This is a genomic window from Altererythrobacter sp. B11, assembly GCF_003569745.1.
Classification (GTDB): domain Bacteria; phylum Pseudomonadota; class Alphaproteobacteria; order Sphingomonadales; family Sphingomonadaceae; genus Croceibacterium_C.
The window spans coordinates 3258779-3280155 of the sequence record NZ_AP018498.1; the positions used below are offsets into that span (position 1 = coordinate 3258779).

Sequence of the window (21377 nt, forward strand, 5' to 3'; positions counted from 1 at the left end):
CAAGCGCGACCTGTCGAAACTCGGTTCAGGCCAGGTCGCAGCAACATCGGCAAAACCTGCCCCGCTGACGTTAACACCACCAAACCCCTGCGCTCGCAAACGAGCGCAGGGGCCATGGTCGCCGTTTACTGGATGCGGTGGCTGAACCGGATCCCGAAGAACTGCGGCTTGATCGGGAAGGTGCGTGACGATTCCGAGCAGAAGGTGATCGAACAGAAGGTGTTCATCGTCAGCTTGCCCCGCTTGTCGAAGGCGTTCTGGATGAACAGGTCCACCGACCATTCCTCCTTCTTCACGCCGGCCGAGAAATCGAAGGACACGAAGCCGGGCGTGCTGCAGGCCGCCCCCTCCCTGCCGCCGCAGACCAGCAGATTGTTGTCGAAAACGTTCAAATCCTGCGTCGCCCCCGTCTGATAGAGCGCTGCCCCCTGCAGGTAGGCTTTATAGTCGCCGATGTCGGTATCGTAGCGAACCGAGGTGGTGCCCTTGAACTTAGGCTGGCGCGGCAGGCGTGTGCCGTCTTCCGCCGCCACTTCTGCCACCGGCGGGCTGCCGAAGGTTGCGCCGGCCGTGCAGCTGCTGAGCTGGCTGATCGCCAGCGTATCCGGATTGACGGCGTAGTTGCAGAAGTTCCCGTCCAGCGCGGCGTCGTTATAGGCGCCGGATGTCGAGATGGTCACCTTCCCCAGCTTCAGATCGGCATCATATTCCACGCCATAGACGCGCGCCTTGCCGGCATTGCCCGTCATCCCGGCGCCTTGCGTGCCCGAGATCACGACGCTGTACTGGATATTGTCCCAGGTCTCGTAATAGACGGCCGCATTGAAGCGGAAGATGTTGCCCCAGGTCGTCTTTACGCCCAGCTCGTAGTTGCTCAGCTTCTCGGATTCATACGAAGGCGCGGCGGCGATGCCGACATTGCGGATGCGCAGCGGGCGGTTGAAGCCACCGGGGCGGAAGCCGGTGGAATAGGTGGCATAGACCATCTTGCGCGGCGCAAACTGCCAGTCGAGCGCCACCTTGTGGGTTTCGCCATCCTCCTTGTAGCGGCCGATCTGGTCCGGATCGGTGATATTGGTATTGCGGCATTGCAGCCGTTCCGCCGGCAGCGGAACCGGGCAGCCCAGGGTTCCGGTGGGCAAGTAGAGCGACGTGGAGGTGCTGCGCGCCGAGGCCATGACGCCGCTGAACCCTACCGTTTCGAACTTGGTCCAGAAATAGCGGATGCCGGCGGTGAGCTTGAGGGAGGGAGTGAGGTTGTAATGGCCCTCCGCGAACAAGGCCTTGTCATCCCAGGTGTTGTCACGCTCGCTATAATAGAAGGCCTCGTTCTTCACCGCAGGAGAACCCAGGATCATGGTGCCGCCATTTTCCACCGGCACGCCGAAGCCTTCGGGGTAGTTGTTGTCGCCCCCGCCCGCTTCGGTGTAGCCGGCGATCTCGCCCAGTCCGTGGATGGCGTAGTTGTTGTCGGCCTTCTGCTTGCGCCACTGGTAGAAACCGCCGACGGTCACATCGAATGGCCATGTCATCGGCGTGGTCAGGCGGATTTCCTGCGTGAACTGATCGTCGTCGGTCCAGCCCTCATAATACTGCTGCGGGCTGATCAGCGAATCGCAGCGGAAGGTTTCGTCGGCGCCGGTGCAGCTGTCCTGATCGAAGAACTGCAGGTAGTTTTCGTAACCCGGCCCGAAACCGTCATAGGTGACGGTATAGTAGGTGTAATCGTTCCGCAGGTGCACCTTGCGCTGGTAATAGCCGGTGGCGGAAACCAGATCCCAGTCGCCGATATGCCCGTGGATCGACAGCGAAGCCTGGTACCATTTGTCATCCTGCTTGGTGAGATCGTAATCGTGCACCTGCAGGTCACCCACGCGCGGATCATAGCCGAAATAGCCATAGGCGATTTCCCGCTGGGCATTGATCTGCGGCATGATCGTCCAGTCGGGCGCGGGTTCCCACAGCACCATGATACGGCCGCCATATTGGTCGAGCGGGTTGTAATCGTCTTCCGCGATCGCGGAATTGTCGAGCGTCCAGGAGGTGTCGGGATTCTCGTCGCCCAGGCTCAGGACGGAGGGCCGGCCATCGTTGAACGTGCCATTGTTCGGCGTATTGTCGATGTAGCCGCCGTCACGCCGATAGAAGCCCATCGCGCGGATGGCGAAATTGTCGCTCACCGGAATGTTGACGAAGCCCTCGCCCTGCGCGCCGAAATCGCCATCGCCATATTTGTTGCCTTCCACCGTGTAACCGGCTTCGAACATGCCGATCTTGGGCTTCTGGCTGATGAAGCGGATCGTGCCCGCCAGCGAGCCGGCGCCGTAAAGCGTACCTTGCGGGCCTGAGAGCGCCTCCACCCGCTCGATGTCATAGACATGGATGTCGGGCACGCCGGTGCCGGCGATCGGAATATCGTCGAGGTAATAGCCGACCGAAGCGTAGCTTCCGCCCGCGGGAACGATGCCGCGGAAATAGGCGGTCTGCCGCCCCGGCCCGAGGCCAGCAAAGGAAACGGACGGAAGAAGCGTGGCGAAATCCGAAAGGCCCTTCACCTGGCGGTTTTCCAGCATGCTGGCATCCAGCGCCTGGATGGAGATCGGCACCTTCTGGATACTTTCGGACCGCCGCGTGGCGGTGACCAGAATTTCCTGAAGACCCTCGGGGGCGGCGCCAGCTTCGCCTGCGGCGGCAGGCTCAGCTTCCGCGCTGGCCTCAGCCGTTGCGGCGGCTTCCTCTGCCGCGGCCACGGCCGGGGTGAGCAGCGGCGCAACCAGCGCCGTGGTGGTAAGCAGGCACGCAACTGCTTTTCGCGATGCCGATGAAATATTCATGGTCGAAAGCCCCCATATTGCCCGTGATGTCCCTTCCTCTCCTCTGAGTTGCCCGCCTTCCGCGGGTCTGCTCTTCAATGCACGTCCAGCCCCCGTTCTCGGGTTTGCGGGCACACGCCTCCTGCCCCGAAAGCCATGCCTTCGGGCGTGCCATCGGCGAGCCGATGGCGCGGAATCACATTACGAAGCGACGGGCGGCCTTCGCGGCCGCAGCAATTCGAACATCCGTCCTAATTTGGATACTGCCATCCAAAATAAGCCTGTCAAGCGGCGGATTTCGGGTATTGCGTAATTTTTGTGAAACAGCCGCTCGACGGGATGAAATGATCCGCATAAGACTTGTTCGCATGCGCACAATGCTTTCTGTCGAGCGCTTTCGCGGGCGCACACAAGCCAGGCTGACCCGGCAATGAGAGCAGGGGATTCGGTCCGAACCGGCTCCCCGTCCGGTGCCGCCCCCCTGCTTCAGGAGCACCCGGCGGAGGCGCTCGCCGCAGCCGAAGCGATCCTCCGCGAGCGCCCCGGCCTGCCCCCCGCCGAACTGCTGGCCTGTCAGGCGCTGCGCCGCCTCGGGCGAGCGGAGGCTGCGCTACCGCGTCTGGCGCAGCTCGCACATCGCGAACCCCGCGTACCTGCAGTACTCTGGGAGCTCGCGCAGGCCGCCAGCGAAGCGGGTGAGACCGAACAGGCCATCGCCGCACTGGAGAAGCTGACCCAGCGCCAGCCCGGCGTGGCGAGCGGCTGGTTCCTGCTGGGGGCGGAGCTGCGCAACGCGGGTCGGGCGGAACAGGGCTGGCGCGCCGACCTCTCCGGCGTCCACGCCGCCTCCCGCGATCCGGAACTGCTCAAGGCAGCCATGGCCATGAACGAGGGCCAATTGGACGAAAGCGAGGCGATGCTGGCCGCGCGCTTCGCACGGCAACCGGCCGATCCCCCCGCCCAGCGCCTGCTGGGGGAGATCGCCTGGCGCCGCGGAGACATGGGCGAAGCCATTGCGCAGGTCCGCACCGCGATAGAGCAGGCCCCCGGCTATGACCTGGCGCGCGACTTCCTGATCCGGCTTCTGCTCCAGTCGAACATGCTGGCCGAAGCCCTTGAACAGGCGGACATCCTTGCCGCCTCGCCCCTACAGAGCCCGGGCTACCACCTCCTCCGCGCTTCGGTGCTCGTGCGCCTCGGCGATCAGCAGGCGGCGCGGGAGGTGTATGAGCGGCTGCTCGCGCAGGATCCCGCGCAGCCGCAGGTGTGGCAGAATCTGGGCCATGTGCTGAAGACGCTGGGTCGCCAGACGGAGGCGGTACATGCCTATCGTCAGGCCGTGACGCACCAGCCCACCATGGGCGAAGCCTGGTGGAGCCTCGCCAATCTCAAGACCGTCAAGCTGGGTACCGAAGACCGACCGGCAATGCTGCAGGCGCTCGCCGCGCTGGAAGCGGAATCGGCCGTAGAAGCGGAAGAAGACGTCTTCCACCTCCATTTCTCGCTGGGCAAGGCTTTCGAGGATGCGGGAGACTATGCCGCGTCCTTCCGCCATTACGAACAGGGCAATCGCCTGCGCCGGTCCATGGTGCTGCACGACGCCGCGGCCTTCTCCGCCGAAGTCGCCGCCACCGCGCAGACCTTCACGGCGCCCTTCATCGCGGCGATGGGAGACGGGGGCTGCCCGGCCCGCGATCCCGTCTTCATCCTCGGCCTCCCCCGTTCCGGCTCCACGCTGGTGGAGCAGATCCTCGACAGCCACAGCCAGATCGAGGGGACGATGGAACTGCCGGAGATGATGATCATCGCCAGCCGGCTGCAATCGCGCGTGGACGAAGGCGAATTTCCCGATTTCCGCGCGATGGTCGCGGCGCTCACCCCGGCCGACCGGCTGCGATTGGGAGAGGAATATCTGGACCGCACGCGCATCCACCGCCGGACCGACAAGCCGCGCTTCATCGACAAGATGCCGAACAACTGGCAGCACGTCGGCCTGATCCGCCTGATCCTGCCGAATGCCGCCATCGTGGACACGCGGCGGCACCCCATGTCCTGCTGCTTTTCCGGCTGGAAGCAGCATTTCGCGCGCGGCCAGACCTTCTCCTACGATCTGGCTGACATCGGCCGCTATTACCGCGACTACGTGTCGCTAATGGCGGCCTATGACGCAGCGGCGCCGGGCGCCGTCCATCGCGTGCACTATGAAGCGATGGTGGCCGATACGGAGGCCGAAGTCCGCCGCCTGCTGGCCTATCTGGGGTTGGAGTTCGAGCCTGCCTGCCTGGAGTTCTACAAGAACGATCGGGCCGTGCGCACGGCAAGTTCGGAGCAGGTGCGCCAGCCGATCTTCCGCGACGGCGTGGAGCAGTGGAAGAACTACGAGGCTTGGCTGGGGTCGCTGAAAGACGCGCTCGGCCCGGATCTCACAAACGCAGGCTTGCCCACCTAAGCAAGAGAAGCGGCACGCGCGAAAGCGGCACGCTCACCCGGCCTGAGGGCGGCCGAAGTGCGCGTGCCGCAGCTCGCTATGCGGCGCCTTGCAGCCGCTTGCGGAAGCGCGACCGGACCAACCGATCTTCGAGAATACGTCCGACGAGATAGAGGAAGGCGAAGATCCCCGCAAAGACATAGGCGGAGGTGGGCGAGCGGCCGCGCTCCTTCTCCTTGCCGTCCTTCTTGTCCTTCTTCGGCGCTTCGGGAGCCGGCGCGCCGAGGAACTTGTCGATCGGGTTCAGCGGGATCTTGGCATATTTCTCCGCCGGATCTTCCTCGTCCTTCTTGTTCTTCTGGGACTTCTCGGACGCTTCGGCGGAAGCCGCTTCATACTCGCCCACGATCACGGTGAACCGGGCGACGGCCAGGAACAGCAGCGGCGCAAGAAAGCAATACAGCAGCGCACGGCTGACAAGGTGATAGCGCAGCACCGGCCCCGTGGGGCCCTGCTCCACCTTCAGCAGGCCGTCGTCGAAGATCGACATTTTGTCCTGCGGCGCCTGCGCCTCCTTGTGGAACACCAGCGCGTCGTCCTGCCGCTCCGCCGTGGTCCCCCGTTCCTGAAAGAACGGATCGAGCCGGTCAAACGCCTCATCGGCGGTGAGACCCGGCGCGAGGGGCAGGCTGCCCCTGACATGCCAGATCCAGTCGACCCACCGCATATTCGGAAGGCCCTTGCCGCTTCCGGGAGTGCTGCGCATTTCCTGCGCGGGTGAAGCAGCGCCGGTCATTCGGCCGGCACCGCAGTGGGAAGCGCCGCCGCGGCGTTGCGTGCCCGCAGCTTGCGCAGGCGGCGCTTGGTCGTCTTCCACCCCTCACGGAACGGGTAAACCATGGTTTCCCCTACAGACATGCGGCGGCCGCCTTCCATGCCCAGCAGTTCCGCCTCGCCATCCACGCAGGTGCCGAAGAAGCGGTCGATGATGATCCAGGTGCCGGAATAGTTGCTGCGGCTGGCTTCGAAATCCTGCGAATGGTGGACGCTGTGGTGCTCGGTCGTGTTGAACACGAAGCGCCACCAGCGCGGCGTGTTGAAGCGGACGTTGATGTGCTGGTAGCTACCCACGGCGAGGCCCAGCGTTCCGGCCAGCAGCGCGGCGCGCGGCAGGAAGTCGAAGAAGCCGCCCACGCCCAGCCCGATCAGGAACAGCTCTACGGGATTGCCCACGGCGCCTTTGTTGATGTTCAGCTGAGTGATGTAGTGATGCGGCGCATGGGTCAGCCAGAGCGGATACCAGTTATGCATGCCGCGGTGCATCCAGTACTGGCCGAAGTCGAAGATGAAGGAGATCAGGAACGCCTGCAGCAGCAGCGGCAAGGCAAGGAACCAGCTGAACTTGTCCCATGCGAAGGAGGACTGGATCGCCTCCACCATGACCCCGTCGCCGATATAGCTATCGACCATGCGCAGCAGGGTATACCCCAAGCCGACATAGAACAGGTCGGTGCAGAGTTCCTTCCAGGTGAGCCGCCAGCTGTCATGCCGCGGGTTCACCCATTCCAGCACCAGCAGGAACGCGCGGAAGGCGATCCCGATGCCAATGGCAGTCGAGGCCTTGGCGATGGAATTCGGCGCGTAGTACCAGAAGGCCACCAGCGCGAACAACACGGTGGGCTGGAACCAGGTGAAGATGAACTGCTTCACCGGCCCGCCCTGCACCCGCGGAATGTTCTCCCAGCCCACGGTAACCGGCGCATCCGCCCCGATCACTCTCTTGCCTACTCGAACTCCATTCATCGCTTTTCCCCGCGTACCCGTGTTTGATTCAAAGGTGCCGGAAAGCCTGCGGAAACGGCATACGTCATTGGACGTATGAATTCCGCTGCACCGGCATCACCCCTCCAGCGCGACGGCTTCCTCAGCCGCTTCGAAGCCGATTTTCGTATGCTGGCCGTCGCAGAAGGGCTTGGTCGTGGATGCGCCGCAGCGGCACAGGAAGACGCGCTTCTTGCCTGACACATCATAGGCGTTCCCGGCGCCGTCGCGCAGTTCCAACTGACTCAGGTCACCACTCACGACGTATGGTCCGTTCGGTTTGGCGACGATCTCAACAGCCATTTAACACTCCTGAATTTGGCATACGTATTTGAACTTTATTGGGATTCGCGCGTCGGTAGTTTCCTCCGCGCGCCCTTCATCCGATCTAGATGCGCAGTGGGTCTGCCGGGTAGAGAAGGCATGGCTATGCCACCCATCGGTCTGGTCTATGCCCCCGGCTCTCGTCGTCCTCGCGGCGCTCGCATTCACGCCGCGCGCGTCTGATCACTCGCCTCCACGCGGCCCTTTGCGCGGCGGGAACGATAGGCCCGGATCGCCGGCTCGAAGGGGAAGATGGTCTGCTCCCAAATCGACAGGCGCCGGCGATCCCCCTGCCCCACGATTGCGGCCTCGCCCTCGCGATAGGTGCCGAAGATGCGATCGAGCAGGATCAGCGAATTGCCGTAATTGCAGCGCGTAGAATCATAGTCAGTCGAATGGTGCAGGCTGTGGTGCCGAACCGTGGTGAAGAAGAAGGAGTACCACCGAGGCGGATCCGACCGGACATTGGCATGCGCGAAGACCGAGATGACCGCGAGCGTATTGAACCCGGCGAAAACGGCCGTCGTCTCCAGATCGAACAGCGCCACCACGCTGAGACTGATGAGGAAGAGCTCAATCGGGTTGCCGACGGCGCCCTTGGCCGCGTTCAGCTGCGTGATATGGTGATGCGGCGCATGGGTCAGCCAGAGCGGCGTCCAGTTGTGCATGGCGCGGTGCATCCAGTACTGCCCGAACTCCACCAGGAAGACGACCAGCGCCACCTGAACAAGCCACGGCATCTGACGCGCCCATTCGGTGGTGATACCGAGCGAGGCCTTTGCCGCCATCAGCGGATCATCGGCCAGCACCTCGGTGCACCAGGAGATCAGGGTAGCGCTCAGCACCACGTAAAACAGGTCGGTGAAGAACTCCTGCCGGTTCATGCGCCAACCCGAATGGCGCTCGTGCACCAGTTCAAGCAGCAACACGATGACCACGATCAGCGGCGAGGTGACCGCCAGCGTCCATGGATTATCAACCAGCACAGCAGGGCCCAGGCCCCAGAAGCATAGCACCGCCGTGATCATTGCAGGCGGAGCGAGATTGAAAATCCGGTCCTTCAGCGTCGGCTGCATGCACTACTCCTTTCCTTGACGCGATACTGCGCCGGAACAGGTCATAGATGCAGATGGAAAATCCCGATGAAAGTCATAGGCCGCTTCTATGCCTTGCGCTGATACCGAACGCGGCGCAGCACTTCGTCCCAGAAAAGCTGGGTGGCGGTGTCCCGCGCCGGCTCAGCGCGAGCGAGAAGGAAGATGTCGCAGGCGGGCTCCACATCGGCATGCAGGAGCGGCCAGAGCCGGCCCCGGCGCACCTCCTCCTCGGCCGCGAGCACCGGAAGGAACCCGATGCCCACACCGTTCACGATCAGCCGCCGCGCTTCGTTGATGTCTTCGGCAAGGCCATTCACCTTGGAGCCCAGGCGATATCGCCGCCGCAAATGGGTGATGATCTCGATCTCGTCATCGCCGGTGAGGACAAAGCCCTCGTCGCCCAGTTCCTGCAGGCGGCTGACGCGATAGCCGAAATAGGGATTGCTGCGCGAGCAATAGAGCTGCTGTCGCTCCACGACCAAGGGTTCATACAGCAAGCTGCCGCGCACGCTGCTGTCATAACCCACGCCGATCTCCACCTCGCCCTGCTCGATCGCGTCGAGCACCTGGCGCCAGGGCGAAACACGGATCTCTATGTGGATCGCAGGGTGGCGCCGGTGAAAGCTGGCGATGGCTTCGTCGAACTCGGGCGAAACGAGGCCGGAGATGATCTGGATGCGGACGATCCCCGCCACGCGCTTGGTCGCCTGCGCCACCTGGTGCGGCATCAGGCGCACCGATTCCAGCATGTCCTCGCACAGCGCCAGCATGGCCTTGCCCGCCTCGGTCATCTCCACGCCGCTGGCGGAGCGGTGCAGCAAGGTGGTGCCGACATGATCCTCCAGCCGCTTTAGGGCGGCACTGATGCTCGGCTGCTGGCGATTGAGCTGGCGCGCGGCAGCACCAATCCCCCCGGCCCGCACGATCTCCACGAAGGTGCGCATCAGGTTCCAGTCCACGCGGCTCGCGAACTTCCGATCCGTCATGCGCGTGTCGTCAGCCATTCTCCCCTTCTCCCGTTCGCAAGATTGCTCCCTCTCTAGCAGAGGCCATAGATGAAATCGATGACGAGCCTAGATTTATCACCCCTACCCCTATGGCCTGCGCTGAGTCACACGTTCCGGTGGAACTGCGAGGGCTCATTATGATCAAGCATGGCATCCACCACGCCCTGAATGCACGGCGCCGGTTCGCGCCGGGCCTGGCGCTGGCGGGCGCGGCAGCTCTCCTCGGCCTCGCTTCGCCCGCGGCGGCCGAGCCGCAGCCCAGCACAAGGCTGGTGCGCTGCGGGGAAGCAAGCTGCCTGCGGGTGACCGGCTATCGCGACGATGCGGCAGCGACCGTGCGAATCAACGGCTACGCCGTATCCGCCGCAGGGGAGCGCCGGTGGGAAGTCGACCTGCCACTCGAAACAGTGCGCAACTGGTCGGCACCCCACGCCCGCTCCATCGAAGTTTCGCTGGGCGAAGCGGAAGCGGCGTCGCAAGTTGCTCTGCCGATTGGACTTCTTGGCGGCGTCACCGATCTCGCCGCTCTCGTGGTGAGCGCCAGCTAGGCGCCGCCCGCCGCCGGGCCGGCCAAAGCCCGTGACATCGTTGTGAACTCCTGCGCGTTGCGCTATGGAGTGGTTCAAACCGCCGAAGAGCGGACGAACCGCTTTGCAGGAGATGATGATGATCAAGAATGGTCTTATTGCGATTGCTGGCTGCGCACTGGTTGCTTCCGTGCCCGCGGCCGCTGAAAACCCCTACGCCAAGGAAGAAGCCGTGCTGCACCTCAGCGGGCTCGACCTCACCACGGTAGAAGGTCAGCAGCGCCTGGCGATCCGCATGGACGAGGCAGCGCGCGCCGTGTGCGGCGATCGCCTGTCCAGCGTGCATCTGGAACTCGGCGCGAAGTCGCGCGAATGCCGCGCAGCCGTGCTGGCGGACATCCGCTCGCAGATCGAAAGCCGTGTCGCCCTGGCCGACAAGGCGCCGGCCACGCAGCTCGCCTACAACCGCTGAGCTTCCGCCTCTGATTTGAAGGCCGCCTGCCCCCCGGGGTGGGCGGCTTTCGACTGTCTGGCGCAACTGCCGATTGCCCGCCGGGCGCGTGCCGCTTAAGCTGGCCCCATGATTAGTCTTCCCATCCGGGCTGTCACTTGACGTTGGAAGAACAGGCACGGGCAGCCCTGAAACGCGGCGATCTTCCCGCAGCTTCGGCCGCTGCAGAGGCGCTGATCGCGGCCCAGCCGGGCGAACCGGCTGGATATTTCCTGCTGGGGGTAGCGACGGCCGAAAGCGGCCAGGTGGCGCGCGCCGTGCCCCTTCTGGAAACAGCGGTGGAGCGGCAGCCTACCGCCGAAGCCCTCGCCCAGCTCGCCAAGCTGCTGATCTTGCTGCGGCGGGATGGCGATGCCGCCCGCGCTGCCCAGCACGCGCTCGACCTTGCGCCGGACGATTCGCTGACGCTCGACACCATCGGTTGCGTCCTTGCACGTCTCGGCCGGCACGAACAGTCGATCGCCCCCTTCGCCGCCGCCGTCAGCGCCAGCCCCGAGAGGCTGGATTACCGGTACAATCTGGCGGCAGCGCATGGCTTTACGGGACAGGTGGAGCAGGCACGAGCGCACTACGAAGCCATTCTCGCGCGGGATCCCGGCGACGCCCGGGTGCATTACGCGCTCTCGATCCTCTCCCGGCAAACGGCAGACAGCCATCACGTGCCGCGCCTGCAGGCGGCACTCACCAGGGCTGAAAGGCCGGAAGACGCGCTGCGCATCCGCTACGCATTAGCGAAGGAGCTGGAAGACATCGGGCAGCCGGCGGAAGCCTTTGCCCATCTCTCCGCAGCCAACGCCGAGCAAAAACGCAGGCTTGCTTACGACTTCGCGCAGGACGCCCTCATCTTCGACGAGATCGAGGCGGTGTTCGGCGGCGGGGCGGCGGTGCACGGCCCCGGCCATGCCGATGAAACGGCCATCTTCATCGTCGGCATGCCGCGCACGGGCACGACGCTGGTGGACCGCATCCTCTCCTCCCACCCGGACGTGCAGTCGGCGGGAGAGCTGCAGGCGATGCCCCTGGCGGTGAAACGGCTTGCCCGCACCCCTTCCCGAAAGATTATCGATCCGGAGACCGTGAGGGCGAGCAGTGCCCTGCCCGCCGCCGCCATCGGTGAAGCCTACCTTTCGCAAGCCGCCCATCATAGCAGCGGCGCAGCACCGAGGTTCATCGACAAGCTGCCGGCGAATTTCCTCTACATCGGCCATATCGCGCGGTCGCTGCCCGGTGCCCCCATCGTCTGCCTGCGCCGCAACCCGATGGATACGGTGTGGAGCAACTACAAGAATCTCTTCGCCAGCCAGTCTGCCTATTACGCCTATTCCTATGACCTCATGGACACGGCGCGCTATTACGCCCGCTTCGACCGGCTGATGCGCTTCTGGGAGCAGCTGTTCCCCGGGCGCGTGCTGCAATTGTCCTATGAGAATCTGGTGGCCGATCAGGAGGGGCAAACGCGACGCCTGCTGAATCATTGCGGCCTGGAATGGGATGCGGCCTGCCTGTCGTTTCACGAGAACCGGGCGGCCGTAGCGACGCCGAGTGCAGCACAGGTGCGGCGCCCGCTCAATGCCGATGCAGTGGGCCGCTGGCGCCGGTATGAAGAGCAACTGCAGCCGGCAGCCGAATGGCTCGCCGCGCAGCGCATCGCGGTGGATTAGCCGCCGCGTCGGCAACGAAAAAGGGGCGCCGCCGCATCCGGCAGCGCCCCTTCCCATGCTACACGATCAGAACTTGTAGCGGCCTTCGATGCCCACCGTCCGCGGCGTGACCACGGTCTGGCGGTAGTAGCGCAGCAGCACCCCGTCGTTCAGACCGGTGCGGGACCGGTCGTTCGCCACGGATGCCACGGCATATTTGTCGAAGATGTTGTTCGCAAACAGGCTCAAGGAATAGCTGTCCGTTTCGTAGGTCAGCGATGCGCGGTTCAGCACATAGCTGGGGATCTTGTCACCATAGGCCCTATCCCAGCCCAGCCGCGACACCACACTTCCGCGATAGGTTGCCGTCCAGTTGGCGATCAGATCGCCATTGGTAAGCGGCATGGTGTAGGTAGCGCCGAGGCTTCCCGAGTTCTTGGTCGAGCCAGGCAGCCGGTCGCCATCCAGTGCATCCAGCTTGACCGGCGCGGAGGGATAGCTGCCCGCCGGATCATTTACGGAAATGATACCGGGCGCATCGTCCGTCAGCTTCGCATCGGTGTACGAATAGGTGCCCTGGATCGAAAGTTCCGGCACCGGCCGCAGCTGAAACGAGGTTTCAAAGCCCTGCGACCGTGCGCCGCCGCCGTTCACCGTAATCCCGGTCACGCCGTAAGTTGTCGCCGAAGCCACTTGGAGGCCGTCCCACTTGATGCGGAAGACATTGAAATTGATGCCCAATGCGCGATCGAACAGCTGCGCACGAATGCCGACCTCGATGTTCTTGGTAGTATCGGGGCCATACTGAATTTCGCTCGGCAGCGCACAGATGACCTGCGGGCCGTCATACTCGTCCGGATTCTCCGGGATAGACGGATCGCATGGCGCCACGCGGTTCGGACCACCGATGCGATAGCCCTTGCTGTAGGTGGCGTAGAGCATGACATCCGGCGTGAATTCATAGGATGAGTTGAACTTCCACACCCAGCCATCCTGGCCAGCATCACCGCCGCTCGCGTCCAGATCATACGGGCTTAACGGATCGCCAAGCAGCGGCAAAGCCGCAGCGCCGGAGATCGTGGAGTCGTATTTGAAATAGCGGGCACCGGCAGTCACCTGAAATTCCGGGGTGATGTGGACGCTGCCTTCGCCGAAGATCGCCTTCTCCGTCACCTTCGAAGTGATGTAGCTGACATACTCGAGAGCTTCGGGATTTGGCGTGGTACCGAATTCCACCCAAGGGTGGTTGGGAACATGCTCGGCATAGTCGCTCTGGTACTTGTTCTCGTTGTAGAAGCCGCCGATCACCCAGTTGAACGGTCCACCGTGGCGCGAGACGAGGCGCACTTCCTGGTTCACCTGCTTGCGGCGAGTCACCGACTCATTCCAGCTCGAGAACGCAGGGAAGAGTTCGTAGCCGTAGTCGAGGTCGAGCAGGAGGTCAGTGTTGTCCCCCTGGCTCTGAGTTCGAACATCGGTATAGGCCGTGGTGGAAACGAGATCGAAGATATCCGCGACGTTCGCGTTGATCTCCATGCTCACCAGATGCGCACGACGATTGACCGGCTCGATATAGCGGGCCGCGTTTTCATACCGGCCCGTGCCCAGCACGCCGGCGCTGTTGGACTGGGCGCCATCGGTCTTGGTGCGCTGGAAGGCATAGGTGAAGAAGACCTTCAGATCTTCACTCGTCTGCAGCAGCAACTGGTTGCGCGTGGTAAAGGTCTTCTCGAAGTTGAGATCGTCCCGCCGCATCAGGTTCTCGCCATAGCCTTCCTGCGAGACGCCGTCCGGGCCATCGGGCTGGGGCAGCGACACGCCCGGCTCCTGCACCAGCAGCGTATAATCGATGAAACCGGGATCGTAATAATAGCCGGTCACAGTGCGGAAGGCGATGTGGTCCGTGACGATCGGCAAGTTGAGCACCATATCGCCCTGATAGCCGAAGGTGTCCGCGTGGCTCTTGGCGAAAGCGCGGGCATGCACTTCCCCTTCGACCTGATCCGCATTGGGCCGGTTGGGGATGTAGCGAATGGCGCCGGCAAGCGTGCCGAGGCCATAGAGCGTACCCTGCGGCCCGAGCAGCGTCTCCACGCGCTCAAGATCGAGCAGCTTGAAATCGTAATAGAGCGGCACTTCGCCCATGTAGACGCCGAGCGCATCGTCATAGTTCAAGCCGGCGCTATCGACATCGGAGGCGCTCAGGCCGCGCAGGACGATCGAACCTGTGGAGCGGGGCCCAGTGTCCGAAATGGTGAGGCCGGGCGTGAAGTCGGCAATGTCGCGAACGTCGTCGATCCGCTGCTGCGCAAGCTCCTCCGCACCGATGGCCGAGATATTGATCGGCGTATCCTGGATCGTCGTGGCGCGGCGGGTGCCGGTGACGATGATCGCATCAGGATAGTCTGCAGCTTCATCGGCGGCGTCCTGCGCCGATGCCGGCACGGCGAAGGCTACGCCCGTGAACATCGTAGCCGAGAGGAGGCCTAAGCGTAATTTCGCGCAATATGTCATGTCTTACCCTTCTTGTTGGGGCTAAAGCATTCCTGCGGCCGGACAGATGCCTGGCCTTCGGGGCTCGATTTCAGGATCTTGCGCTTTGGCCGTTACCGCTTTCGGCTTGATCGGCCCGCTTGCTGCCCAACGTAACGCCAGGCAGCGATCCCCCTGTTTCTCCTACGACCTGCATGCGTTCGCCGGGGCGCCCGCGCGTCTGGCTCCTGCTGCACGGCACACATGCCCGCGGAGCGCCGGCAAGCTGCCAGCTGCCCGGAAGAGCAGAGTGTTGATGCTGCACAGGGAAAGCCGGCGCACCGGCGAAAGGCGAAAGACCAATCCCGCGGCGCGCGCAGCCGGCCGCACAATGACGGCCAGGGATGCAGCGATACCAACCAGGTTGGACTTCATTGAGAATCTCCTGCTCAGGCCGCCAAGTGGCCTGACCTTGCAGATCCTCTCCCCCTCATGACGTCGCTCTTCCAGGCGACATGGACACGCTATAGATATTACCAATTCCGTCAAGTGTATTAATTGACAGGGTGAGCACCTACAGGAGCCTCATCTATCTCACTGATATATAAACACATTCCTAAATCTGCGAGAAAGCCGGCGAACCGGGCCGAGATGCCGGTGCGGCAAGATCTGTAAAACGGCTGCAACAGGCGCGGCGCATCGCTGAGGGCGATTCGAGCGCCGCGCCCCTGCCGCATCTCAGGCGACCTACTCCGCCGCCTTGGGAACGCCGGTCCACCATGAAAGCGTGTGAACATCATGCGCAGTCGTCCACACGCCGGCGGGGGTATAGCGCAAGGCGCCACTCCCTGCTGGCTTGCCGGCGCGTTCCAGGATTTCCAGCGTTCGCGCGTCTATCACCGCGAAGGTCTGGTCTTCGGTCGTGCGCAGCCACACCGCGCCGCCGCCCACATCGATGTCGCCATAGGCCAGCGTATCGCCCACCTTGATGCGGTCCGTCACCTCCAGGGCGACAGGGTCGATGCGGGCCAGCGTTCCGTCACCCTGCTCCTGCACCCACACCGCACCTTCGCCCGCGGCAAGGAAGCCGGGCTGCTTACCCAGCGCGATAGTGGTCGTGACCGCATCCGCCTGCGGATCGATCCGCTGCAAGGTCTGGCCCTTGCCGCTGACAGCCCACAGGGCATCGAAGCCAAAGGCGAGATAAGAGGTACCCGGCGCCACATCGATCGTCGCGACCACCTCGTTCGTTTCCGGATCTATCTTGGCGACCTTGCCCGCGGTTTCGTTCGGGGCCCAGACGTAACCGGCGCCGGCCACGACGTTCAGTTCGCCGCTCGGGCCGAGTCCGACCGGGATCTTCGCCAGCACGCCCGGCTGCCGCGGGTCGATCCGATACACCTCGCCATCCGCGCAATTCGCCACCCACAGCGAGCCGAACGCCATCGACATGGCGCCGCAGGGCCGCGGCACGTCGACCGAGGCGAGCTTGCCCCCGGTAGACCACTGCTCCACCCGGCCCTTGTTGGTCGTCCACACCGTGTCGCCGTCCACGGCGAGGAAGTCCGCGAAGCCGGGAACGCTGATCTCCTGTTCGTGAAGCCCTTCCGCGCGCAGCGGCCCGGAGGCGCAAAGTGCGGCAAGGGCCACGGCCAGACTGGTCGATTTCTTCATGCGCATGCTCCTGTGCTTGGCCCGGAGGCGTTCAGCTGTAGGCGTAGGGGTTGCGGTCGATCGTGGTCGTTCCCCGGGTCTGGTTGCAGAGGAAGACCGTGCCGGTGAAATAGATGCCCGGCTCCTTGATGGTCTTGGCGTAGTCATAAGCCTCGCGGAGTTGCTGCACCGTCATCTGCACCGGGGCCTCGTCCGGTTGCCAGGTGACGCCATAGGCATAATCCTGTCCGGTGTTGCTGATCTCCACATGGCACCCCATCACATGGGTCACCGGATTGTTATCGCAGAAGTCGATCAGCCGGGTCATGCTATCGAACCACGGCTCCCAGAAGCTGATGTAGCAACGGCCGCGATAGAACATGTCCCCTGTGTAGAGGATCTGCGTGTAGGTGTCGTAATAGGCGAATTCCGAAATGACATGGCCGGGCGAGCCCCAGATCCAGATTTCGCGCCCGCCGAGATCGAGCGTGACGCGCTCCTCCGGAAAGTTGGTCATGCCCCAGAAGCCGACCATCTCCTCATGCGTGAGGCCCATGTAGCGGGTGTTCGGCCGGTCCGCGAACTGGTTGACCGCGGCGTAGTGATCGGCATGCAGATGGCTGAACGCGACGAGCAGCTCCAGGCTGGCAGGGTCACGGCCGTTGCGCCCGCACCATTCGGCGATGCACTGATCCACGACGGCGCGCAGATCCCAGTCATTGCGCAGCTGCACGAAGCCTTCGTCCAGCAGCAGCACCCGATCATTGCCGAAATACAGCGGCGCGAAGGGAGCCTCGTAGCTGTAGGCCTTGTTCTGGCGCAGGATCGCCGTGTGCTCGTTATACCAATGGACCTGCACCGGCGGATCGGTGTTGTCCATCAGCGACGGGGAGCCGCAGATCCACTTCTCGGGGAAGGTCCCGGGCGCGGGCAGGTTGCTCTCGAAATCGACCGGTTCGGGCCGGGTGGCTGCAGCAGCGGCTTTGGACAGCGAAGCAGTCGCTAGCGGAGCGGCGGCGAGTGCGTTGTAGGCAAGGAAGGTGCGGCGATCCATGATGGCTCCTCCGGCTCAGAAAGGACGCGGCGCGTCGATATTGGGGACACCGGCGGGCCATTCGCGCGTGCGCGCATCGGGGCTGACGCCGTTGAACAGCACGAAGTCCGGACGGATAAGCATCATCTCCTTGCCCCGCACCGCCTGCGCCGAGCCGAGCGCATCGTCGATCAGCGCCGGCTCCATTTGCAGCAGCCGTTCGTAGGGCTTGTAGGTCATGAAACGGGGATAATACTTCCCCGGCACGAACATCATGTCGATATGGCCGCCGAGCAGCCACTTGACGCTGCGGCTTGCGGCAAAGGCCCGGAGCCGCTCCAGCGAAGCGACGAAATCGCGATCGTTGCTGATGTTGATCCGGCCGGGGAACAGAAGGTCGCCCGTGAACAGGAAATCACAATAAGGGTCGTAGAAGGTCACGCCATCTTTGTGCGTGCCCGGCGTCGGGATCACCTCCACCACCCGGTCACCCAGGTCGATCCGGCCGGTTCCGGACGGCCAGCTGCTCACCAGGCTATAGAAGTCCTTCATTGCCCCCAGCGGCTTCGGCACGATCGTGGTGTCGGGCCGGCCGGCGAACTGCACCAGTCCCTGGTTCTGCGCGACATCCTCGCCCGAAGTCAGCGCGACGGTGAGCGGAACTCTGCTGCGCCCCCGCGCCTGGCCCCACCGGGTGATGATCGCATCTACGGTGGCGCGCAGCGGATAGTACTGCGCATCGGCAGTGGCACCGCTGTCGATCAGCAGCGCCCCCTTGTTGCCGAACAGCAGATAGGTGAACGGCGCCTCCCAATGCACGCAGACATTCTGCCGCAGAACGAAGGTGTCTTCGTTATACTGCACCACCTGCACGCGCGGATCGCGGTTCTTTGCCGCGACGTTGGAGCCATAGATCCAGCGGAAGGCGAGATTGCCGGCTGCAGGGCCTTCGCAGGCATAATCGTGAACCACCGGGCCCTTGCGGTGCAGCGGCACCGCGCTGTCGGTGTTGCGTACGCCGGGCGGGTTGTATCCGAGATCAGGATTGCCATTCGGATAGCTGCGCCCCGTCGCCGATTGAGGATTGCCGGAGAGGGCGGGATTATAGGTAGAGGCTTGGTGCATCGGATCCCTTCGCGAACGGCCGCAGCGCGGCGTTGAACGACAACCTTCGATGCACGCCCTCCCAGACGCTGCGGCTTGTCAGAGGCTAAGACCCCCATCCGCGCGTGCAGCAACATATCGATATTACAATTCGTGGCAATAGTAATAATCTCGATGGACAACCGCCTGCTTTGGCGCAATGCTGCATATGCGAAAGGAGCCGAATCATGCTCGATGGTATCCGCGGCGCGGGAAAAGTTTCACTGATCGCTGGCGCGCTCTTGCTGGCGTCGTGCTCGTCCTCGACGAGCGAGGCGCCAGAGGCTCGCACACAATTCAATATCGGCTGGTCGATTTACGCCGGCTGGATGCCCTGGCCCTATGCCCAGCAGGCGGGCATCGTGAAGAAGTGGGCCGACAAATACGGTGTCGAGATCAACTTCGTTCAGGTGAACGACTACGTCGAGTCTGTGAACCAGTACACCGCCGGCAAGCTTGACGGTGTTACCGTCGCGAACATGGATGCACTGACGATCCCCGCCGCCGGCGGCAAGGACACGAGTGCCATCATCGTGGGCGACTATTCCAACGGCAATGACGGCATCCTGCTGAAGGGGGCGGACAGTCTTTCGGCGATCAAGGGCCGGCAGGTCTATCTGGTTGAGCTGTCGGTCTCGCACTATCTGCTCGCCCGAGGACTGGAATCCATCAAGCTGCCGCTCAGCGCGGTCAGCACGGTGAACACGGCGGATGCGGATATCGTGGGCGCCTTCACCTCACCGCAGGTGACCGCTGCCGTTGCCTGGAACCCGCAGCTCACCACGATGAAGGCAACGCCGGGTGCCAAGGAAGTGTTCAGCTCCGCCGATATTCCCGGTGAGATCCTCGACCTGCTGGTGGTAGACACTGCCACGCTGAAGGCGAACCCCAATCTGGGCAAGGCGTTGGCCGGTATATGGTATGAAACCATGGCGCTGATGCAGCGCCAGGATGCAGAAGGGAAGGCGGCGCGCGCGGCCATGGCGAAGCTGGCGGGCACGACGCCCGACATGTTCGAAAGCCAGCTGGCGACCACCTACCTCTATGCCGAACCGAAGGCCGCCGTCGCCGCGACTGCCTCGCCGGACCTCATCACCACGATGACGCGGGTGCGCGACTTCAGCTTCTCCAAAGGGCTGTTCGGACAAGGGGCCAGTTCGGCCGACGCGGTGGGCATGTCGTTCCCGGGCGGAAAGACGCTGGGCGACAAGCAGAACATCACCCTGCGCTTCGACGACAGCTTCATGCAGATGGCCGCCGATGGCAAGCTGTGATCCGGCACGCACCAGCGGAGAGGCCCTGACATGCGCTGGGTGAACCGCCGGATCGGCCGGGGCAACGGTATTCTGCTGGGGGCGATTCCGATCGCGCTGCTGCTGGTGCTCTATCTGACGATGGCGGCGAACCGGCATGCGGCCAATCCGAACGACAAGATCCTACCCCTGCCCGGCGCCATGGCGCGGGCGATGGGCGGGCTGCTGTTCGAAGCGGATCCGCTATCCGGCAAGCTGCTGTTCTGGGCGGATACGCTCGCCAGTCTCGAGCGGCTCGGCCTCGGCCTTGGCATCTCCACCCTTGCCGCGTTGCTGGTGGGCCTTGTGCTGGGCGCGCTGCCTCCTGTGCGCGCCACCTTCGGCCCGCTGGTAACCGGCATCGCCGTGATCCCCCCGATCGCGCTGCTGCCCATCCTCTTCATCGCCTTCGGGCTGGGAGAGGCCGCCAAGGTGGCCCTGATCGTCATCGGCATCGCGCCCTTCATGATCCGCGACATAGCGGCGCATGTCGCCAGCCTGCCCCGGGAGCAGATGATCAAGGCCCAGACCCTGGGCGCGGGAAGCTGGCAGGTGATGCTGCGCGTGGCGCTGCCGCAGGCCATGCCGCGGCTGATCCAGGCGCTGCGTTTGTCGCTGGGCCCCGCCTGGGTGTTCCTGATCTCGGCCGAGGCGATCGCCTCAGACATCGGCCTCGGCTACCGCATCTTTCTCGTCCGGCGCTATCTCGCGATGGATGTCATCATCCCCTACGTGGCGTGGATCGCGCTGCTGGCAGTGGCGATGGATTTCCTCCTCAGCTGGAGCAGCCGCCGCCTCTACCCCTGGGCCCATGGAGCAGGACATTGAGCGCCCTCTTGAGCCTCCGCGACGTGTGGGTCGAATATGGCGACAAGGTCGTGCTGGAGAACGTCCAGCTCGACATCGCCGAAGGCTCCTTCGTTTCCATCATCGGCCCTTCCGGTGCCGGCAAGAGCAGCCTGCTGCGCGTGATCCTCGGGCAGGAAGTGCCGACGCGCGGGACGATCCTGCTGGGCGGGCAGCCGCTTCCGCCCGAATGCGGGCCCGATCGGGGCGTGGTGTTCCAGAGATACTCGGTGTTTCCGCATCTCTCGGTGCTGCGCAACACGATGTTCGGGCCGGAATGCGCGCAAGCCCCCTTCACTGCGCGACTGTTCGGCGCCCGGCGGAGGGCCGCACGGGCAGCAGCGGAAGAGATGCTGGAAGCGGTCGGCCTCGGCAGCGCGATGAACCTCTATCCGGCGGAGATGTCTGGCGGGATGCAGCAACGCCTGGCCATTGCGCAGGCGCTGATCACCCGCCCCCGCATCCTCCTGCTCGACGAGCCCTTCGGCGCGTTGGATCCGGGCATTCGCGCGGATATGCACCGGCTGATCACACAGCTGTGGAGCGACTATGCGCTCACCGTCATCATGGTGACGCACGACATCAAGGAAGCCTTCACCCTCGGTACGCGCGTGCTCACGCTGGATAAGCGCCGGCACGATCCCCACGCCCCCCACCGCTACGGCGCCACCGCCGTCTACGACCTTCCCCTCACCAAGCCGGCCCGCCAGGCCGAAGGACACGACAATGCTGCTGGTATTACGATTGACAACAAAGGTAATAATTGAGAG

At 63.8% G+C, this 21377-nt stretch carries 17 protein-coding genes; 7 read left to right on the forward strand and 10 right to left on the reverse strand.

The genetic code is table 11. The features are described 5' to 3' along the window. Positions 1 to 125 precede the first annotated feature (125 nt). Complete coding sequence (locus tag AEB_RS15395; RefSeq protein ID WP_119083918.1) at positions 126 to 2834, reverse strand: TonB-dependent receptor; 2709 nt, start codon at positions 2832 to 2834, stop codon at positions 126 to 128. A 409-nt stretch (positions 2835 to 3243) separates the two neighbouring features. Between AEB_RS15395 and AEB_RS15400 the strand changes: the two genes are divergently transcribed. Then, a complete protein-coding gene (locus AEB_RS15400; RefSeq protein ID WP_119083919.1) occupies positions 3244 to 5262 on the forward strand; it encodes a tetratricopeptide repeat-containing sulfotransferase family protein in 2019 nt (672 codons plus the stop codon). Positions 5263 to 5338: 76 nt separating this feature from the next. On the opposite strand, the gene AEB_RS15405 is transcribed toward AEB_RS15400, so the two are convergent. From AEB_RS15405 to AEB_RS15425, 5 genes are all read right to left on the reverse strand, one after another. Continuing rightward, positions 5339 to 6037 carry a hypothetical protein gene (locus AEB_RS15405; RefSeq protein WP_231958774.1) on the reverse strand — a complete coding sequence of 233 codons (699 nt, stop codon included), beginning with the start codon at positions 6035 to 6037 and terminating at the stop codon, positions 5339 to 5341. Next, a complete protein-coding gene (locus AEB_RS15410; RefSeq protein ID WP_119083920.1) occupies positions 6034 to 7044 on the reverse strand; it encodes a sterol desaturase family protein in 1011 nt (336 codons plus the stop codon). Before AEB_RS15410 ends, AEB_RS15405 begins: the two co-directional genes overlap by 4 nt. 96 nt (positions 7045 to 7140) lie before the next feature. Further along, positions 7141 to 7365 (reverse strand): CDGSH iron-sulfur domain-containing protein, encoded by a 225-nt coding sequence (locus AEB_RS15415; RefSeq protein ID WP_119083921.1) that lies wholly within the window; start codon positions 7363 to 7365, stop codon positions 7141 to 7143. Positions 7366 to 7550: 185 nt separating this feature from the next. Beyond that, a complete protein-coding gene (locus AEB_RS15420) occupies positions 7551 to 8462 on the reverse strand; it encodes a sterol desaturase family protein (RefSeq protein ID WP_119083922.1) in 912 nt (303 codons plus the stop codon). An 86-nt stretch (positions 8463 to 8548) separates the two neighbouring features. Beyond that, positions 8549 to 9487 carry a LysR family transcriptional regulator gene (locus AEB_RS15425; protein WP_119083923.1) on the reverse strand — a complete coding sequence of 313 codons (939 nt, stop codon included), beginning with the start codon at positions 9485 to 9487 and terminating at the stop codon, positions 8549 to 8551. 140 nt (positions 9488 to 9627) lie between these two features. Between AEB_RS15425 and AEB_RS15430 the strand changes: the two genes are divergently transcribed. The 3 genes from AEB_RS15430 (at position 9628) to AEB_RS15440 (ending at position 12189) form a co-directional block, all read left to right on the forward strand. Continuing rightward, a complete protein-coding gene (locus AEB_RS15430; protein WP_231958775.1) occupies positions 9628 to 10038 on the forward strand; it encodes a hypothetical protein in 411 nt (136 codons plus the stop codon). Positions 10039 to 10156: 118 nt separating this feature from the next. Then, positions 10157 to 10489 (forward strand): UrcA family protein, encoded by a 333-nt coding sequence (locus AEB_RS15435; protein WP_331851745.1) that lies wholly within the window; start codon positions 10157 to 10159, stop codon positions 10487 to 10489. A gap of 137 nt (positions 10490 to 10626) precedes the next feature. Beyond that, positions 10627 to 12189, forward strand: a complete 1563-nt coding sequence (locus tag AEB_RS15440) for a tetratricopeptide repeat-containing sulfotransferase family protein (protein WP_231958776.1) — start codon at positions 10627 to 10629, stop codon at positions 12187 to 12189. Positions 12190 to 12255: 66 nt separating this feature from the next. On the opposite strand, the gene AEB_RS15445 is transcribed toward AEB_RS15440, so the two are convergent. The 4 genes from AEB_RS15445 to AEB_RS15460 form a co-directional block, all read right to left on the reverse strand. Continuing rightward, complete coding sequence (locus tag AEB_RS15445) at positions 12256 to 14637, reverse strand: TonB-dependent receptor (protein ID WP_231958777.1); 2382 nt, start codon at positions 14635 to 14637, stop codon at positions 12256 to 12258. A 750-nt stretch (positions 14638 to 15387) separates the two neighbouring features. After that, positions 15388 to 16314, reverse strand: a complete 927-nt coding sequence (locus AEB_RS15450) for a Vgb family protein (RefSeq protein ID WP_119083925.1) — start codon at positions 16312 to 16314, stop codon at positions 15388 to 15390. Positions 16315 to 16345: 31 nt separating this feature from the next. Beyond that, positions 16346 to 17347, reverse strand: a complete 1002-nt coding sequence (locus AEB_RS15455) for an MBL fold metallo-hydrolase (protein WP_119083926.1) — start codon at positions 17345 to 17347, stop codon at positions 16346 to 16348. Positions 17348 to 17362: 15 nt separating this feature from the next. After that, positions 17363 to 18451, reverse strand: a complete 1089-nt coding sequence (locus AEB_RS15460) for an MBL fold metallo-hydrolase (RefSeq protein WP_119083927.1) — start codon at positions 18449 to 18451, stop codon at positions 17363 to 17365. A 206-nt stretch (positions 18452 to 18657) separates the two neighbouring features. Here AEB_RS15460 and AEB_RS15465 point away from each other — a divergent pair, with 206 nt between their 5' ends. The 3 genes from AEB_RS15465 to AEB_RS15475 are packed head-to-tail and all read left to right on the forward strand — an operon-like array spanning position 18658 to position 21374. Then, positions 18658 to 19743: a putative urea ABC transporter substrate-binding protein gene (locus tag AEB_RS15465; protein ID WP_119083928.1), complete on the forward strand. Its 1086-nt coding sequence runs from the start codon at positions 18658 to 18660 to the stop codon at positions 19741 to 19743. A gap of 30 nt (positions 19744 to 19773) precedes the next feature. Beyond that, positions 19774 to 20589, forward strand: coding sequence for an ABC transporter permease (locus AEB_RS15470; RefSeq protein WP_119083929.1), 816 nt, complete (start codon positions 19774 to 19776; stop codon positions 20587 to 20589). Then, positions 20586 to 21374, forward strand: a complete 789-nt coding sequence (locus AEB_RS15475; protein ID WP_119083930.1) for an ATP-binding cassette domain-containing protein — start codon at positions 20586 to 20588, stop codon at positions 21372 to 21374. The genes AEB_RS15470 and AEB_RS15475 overlap by 4 nt, the downstream gene beginning before the upstream one ends. Positions 21375 to 21377 lie beyond the last annotated feature (3 nt).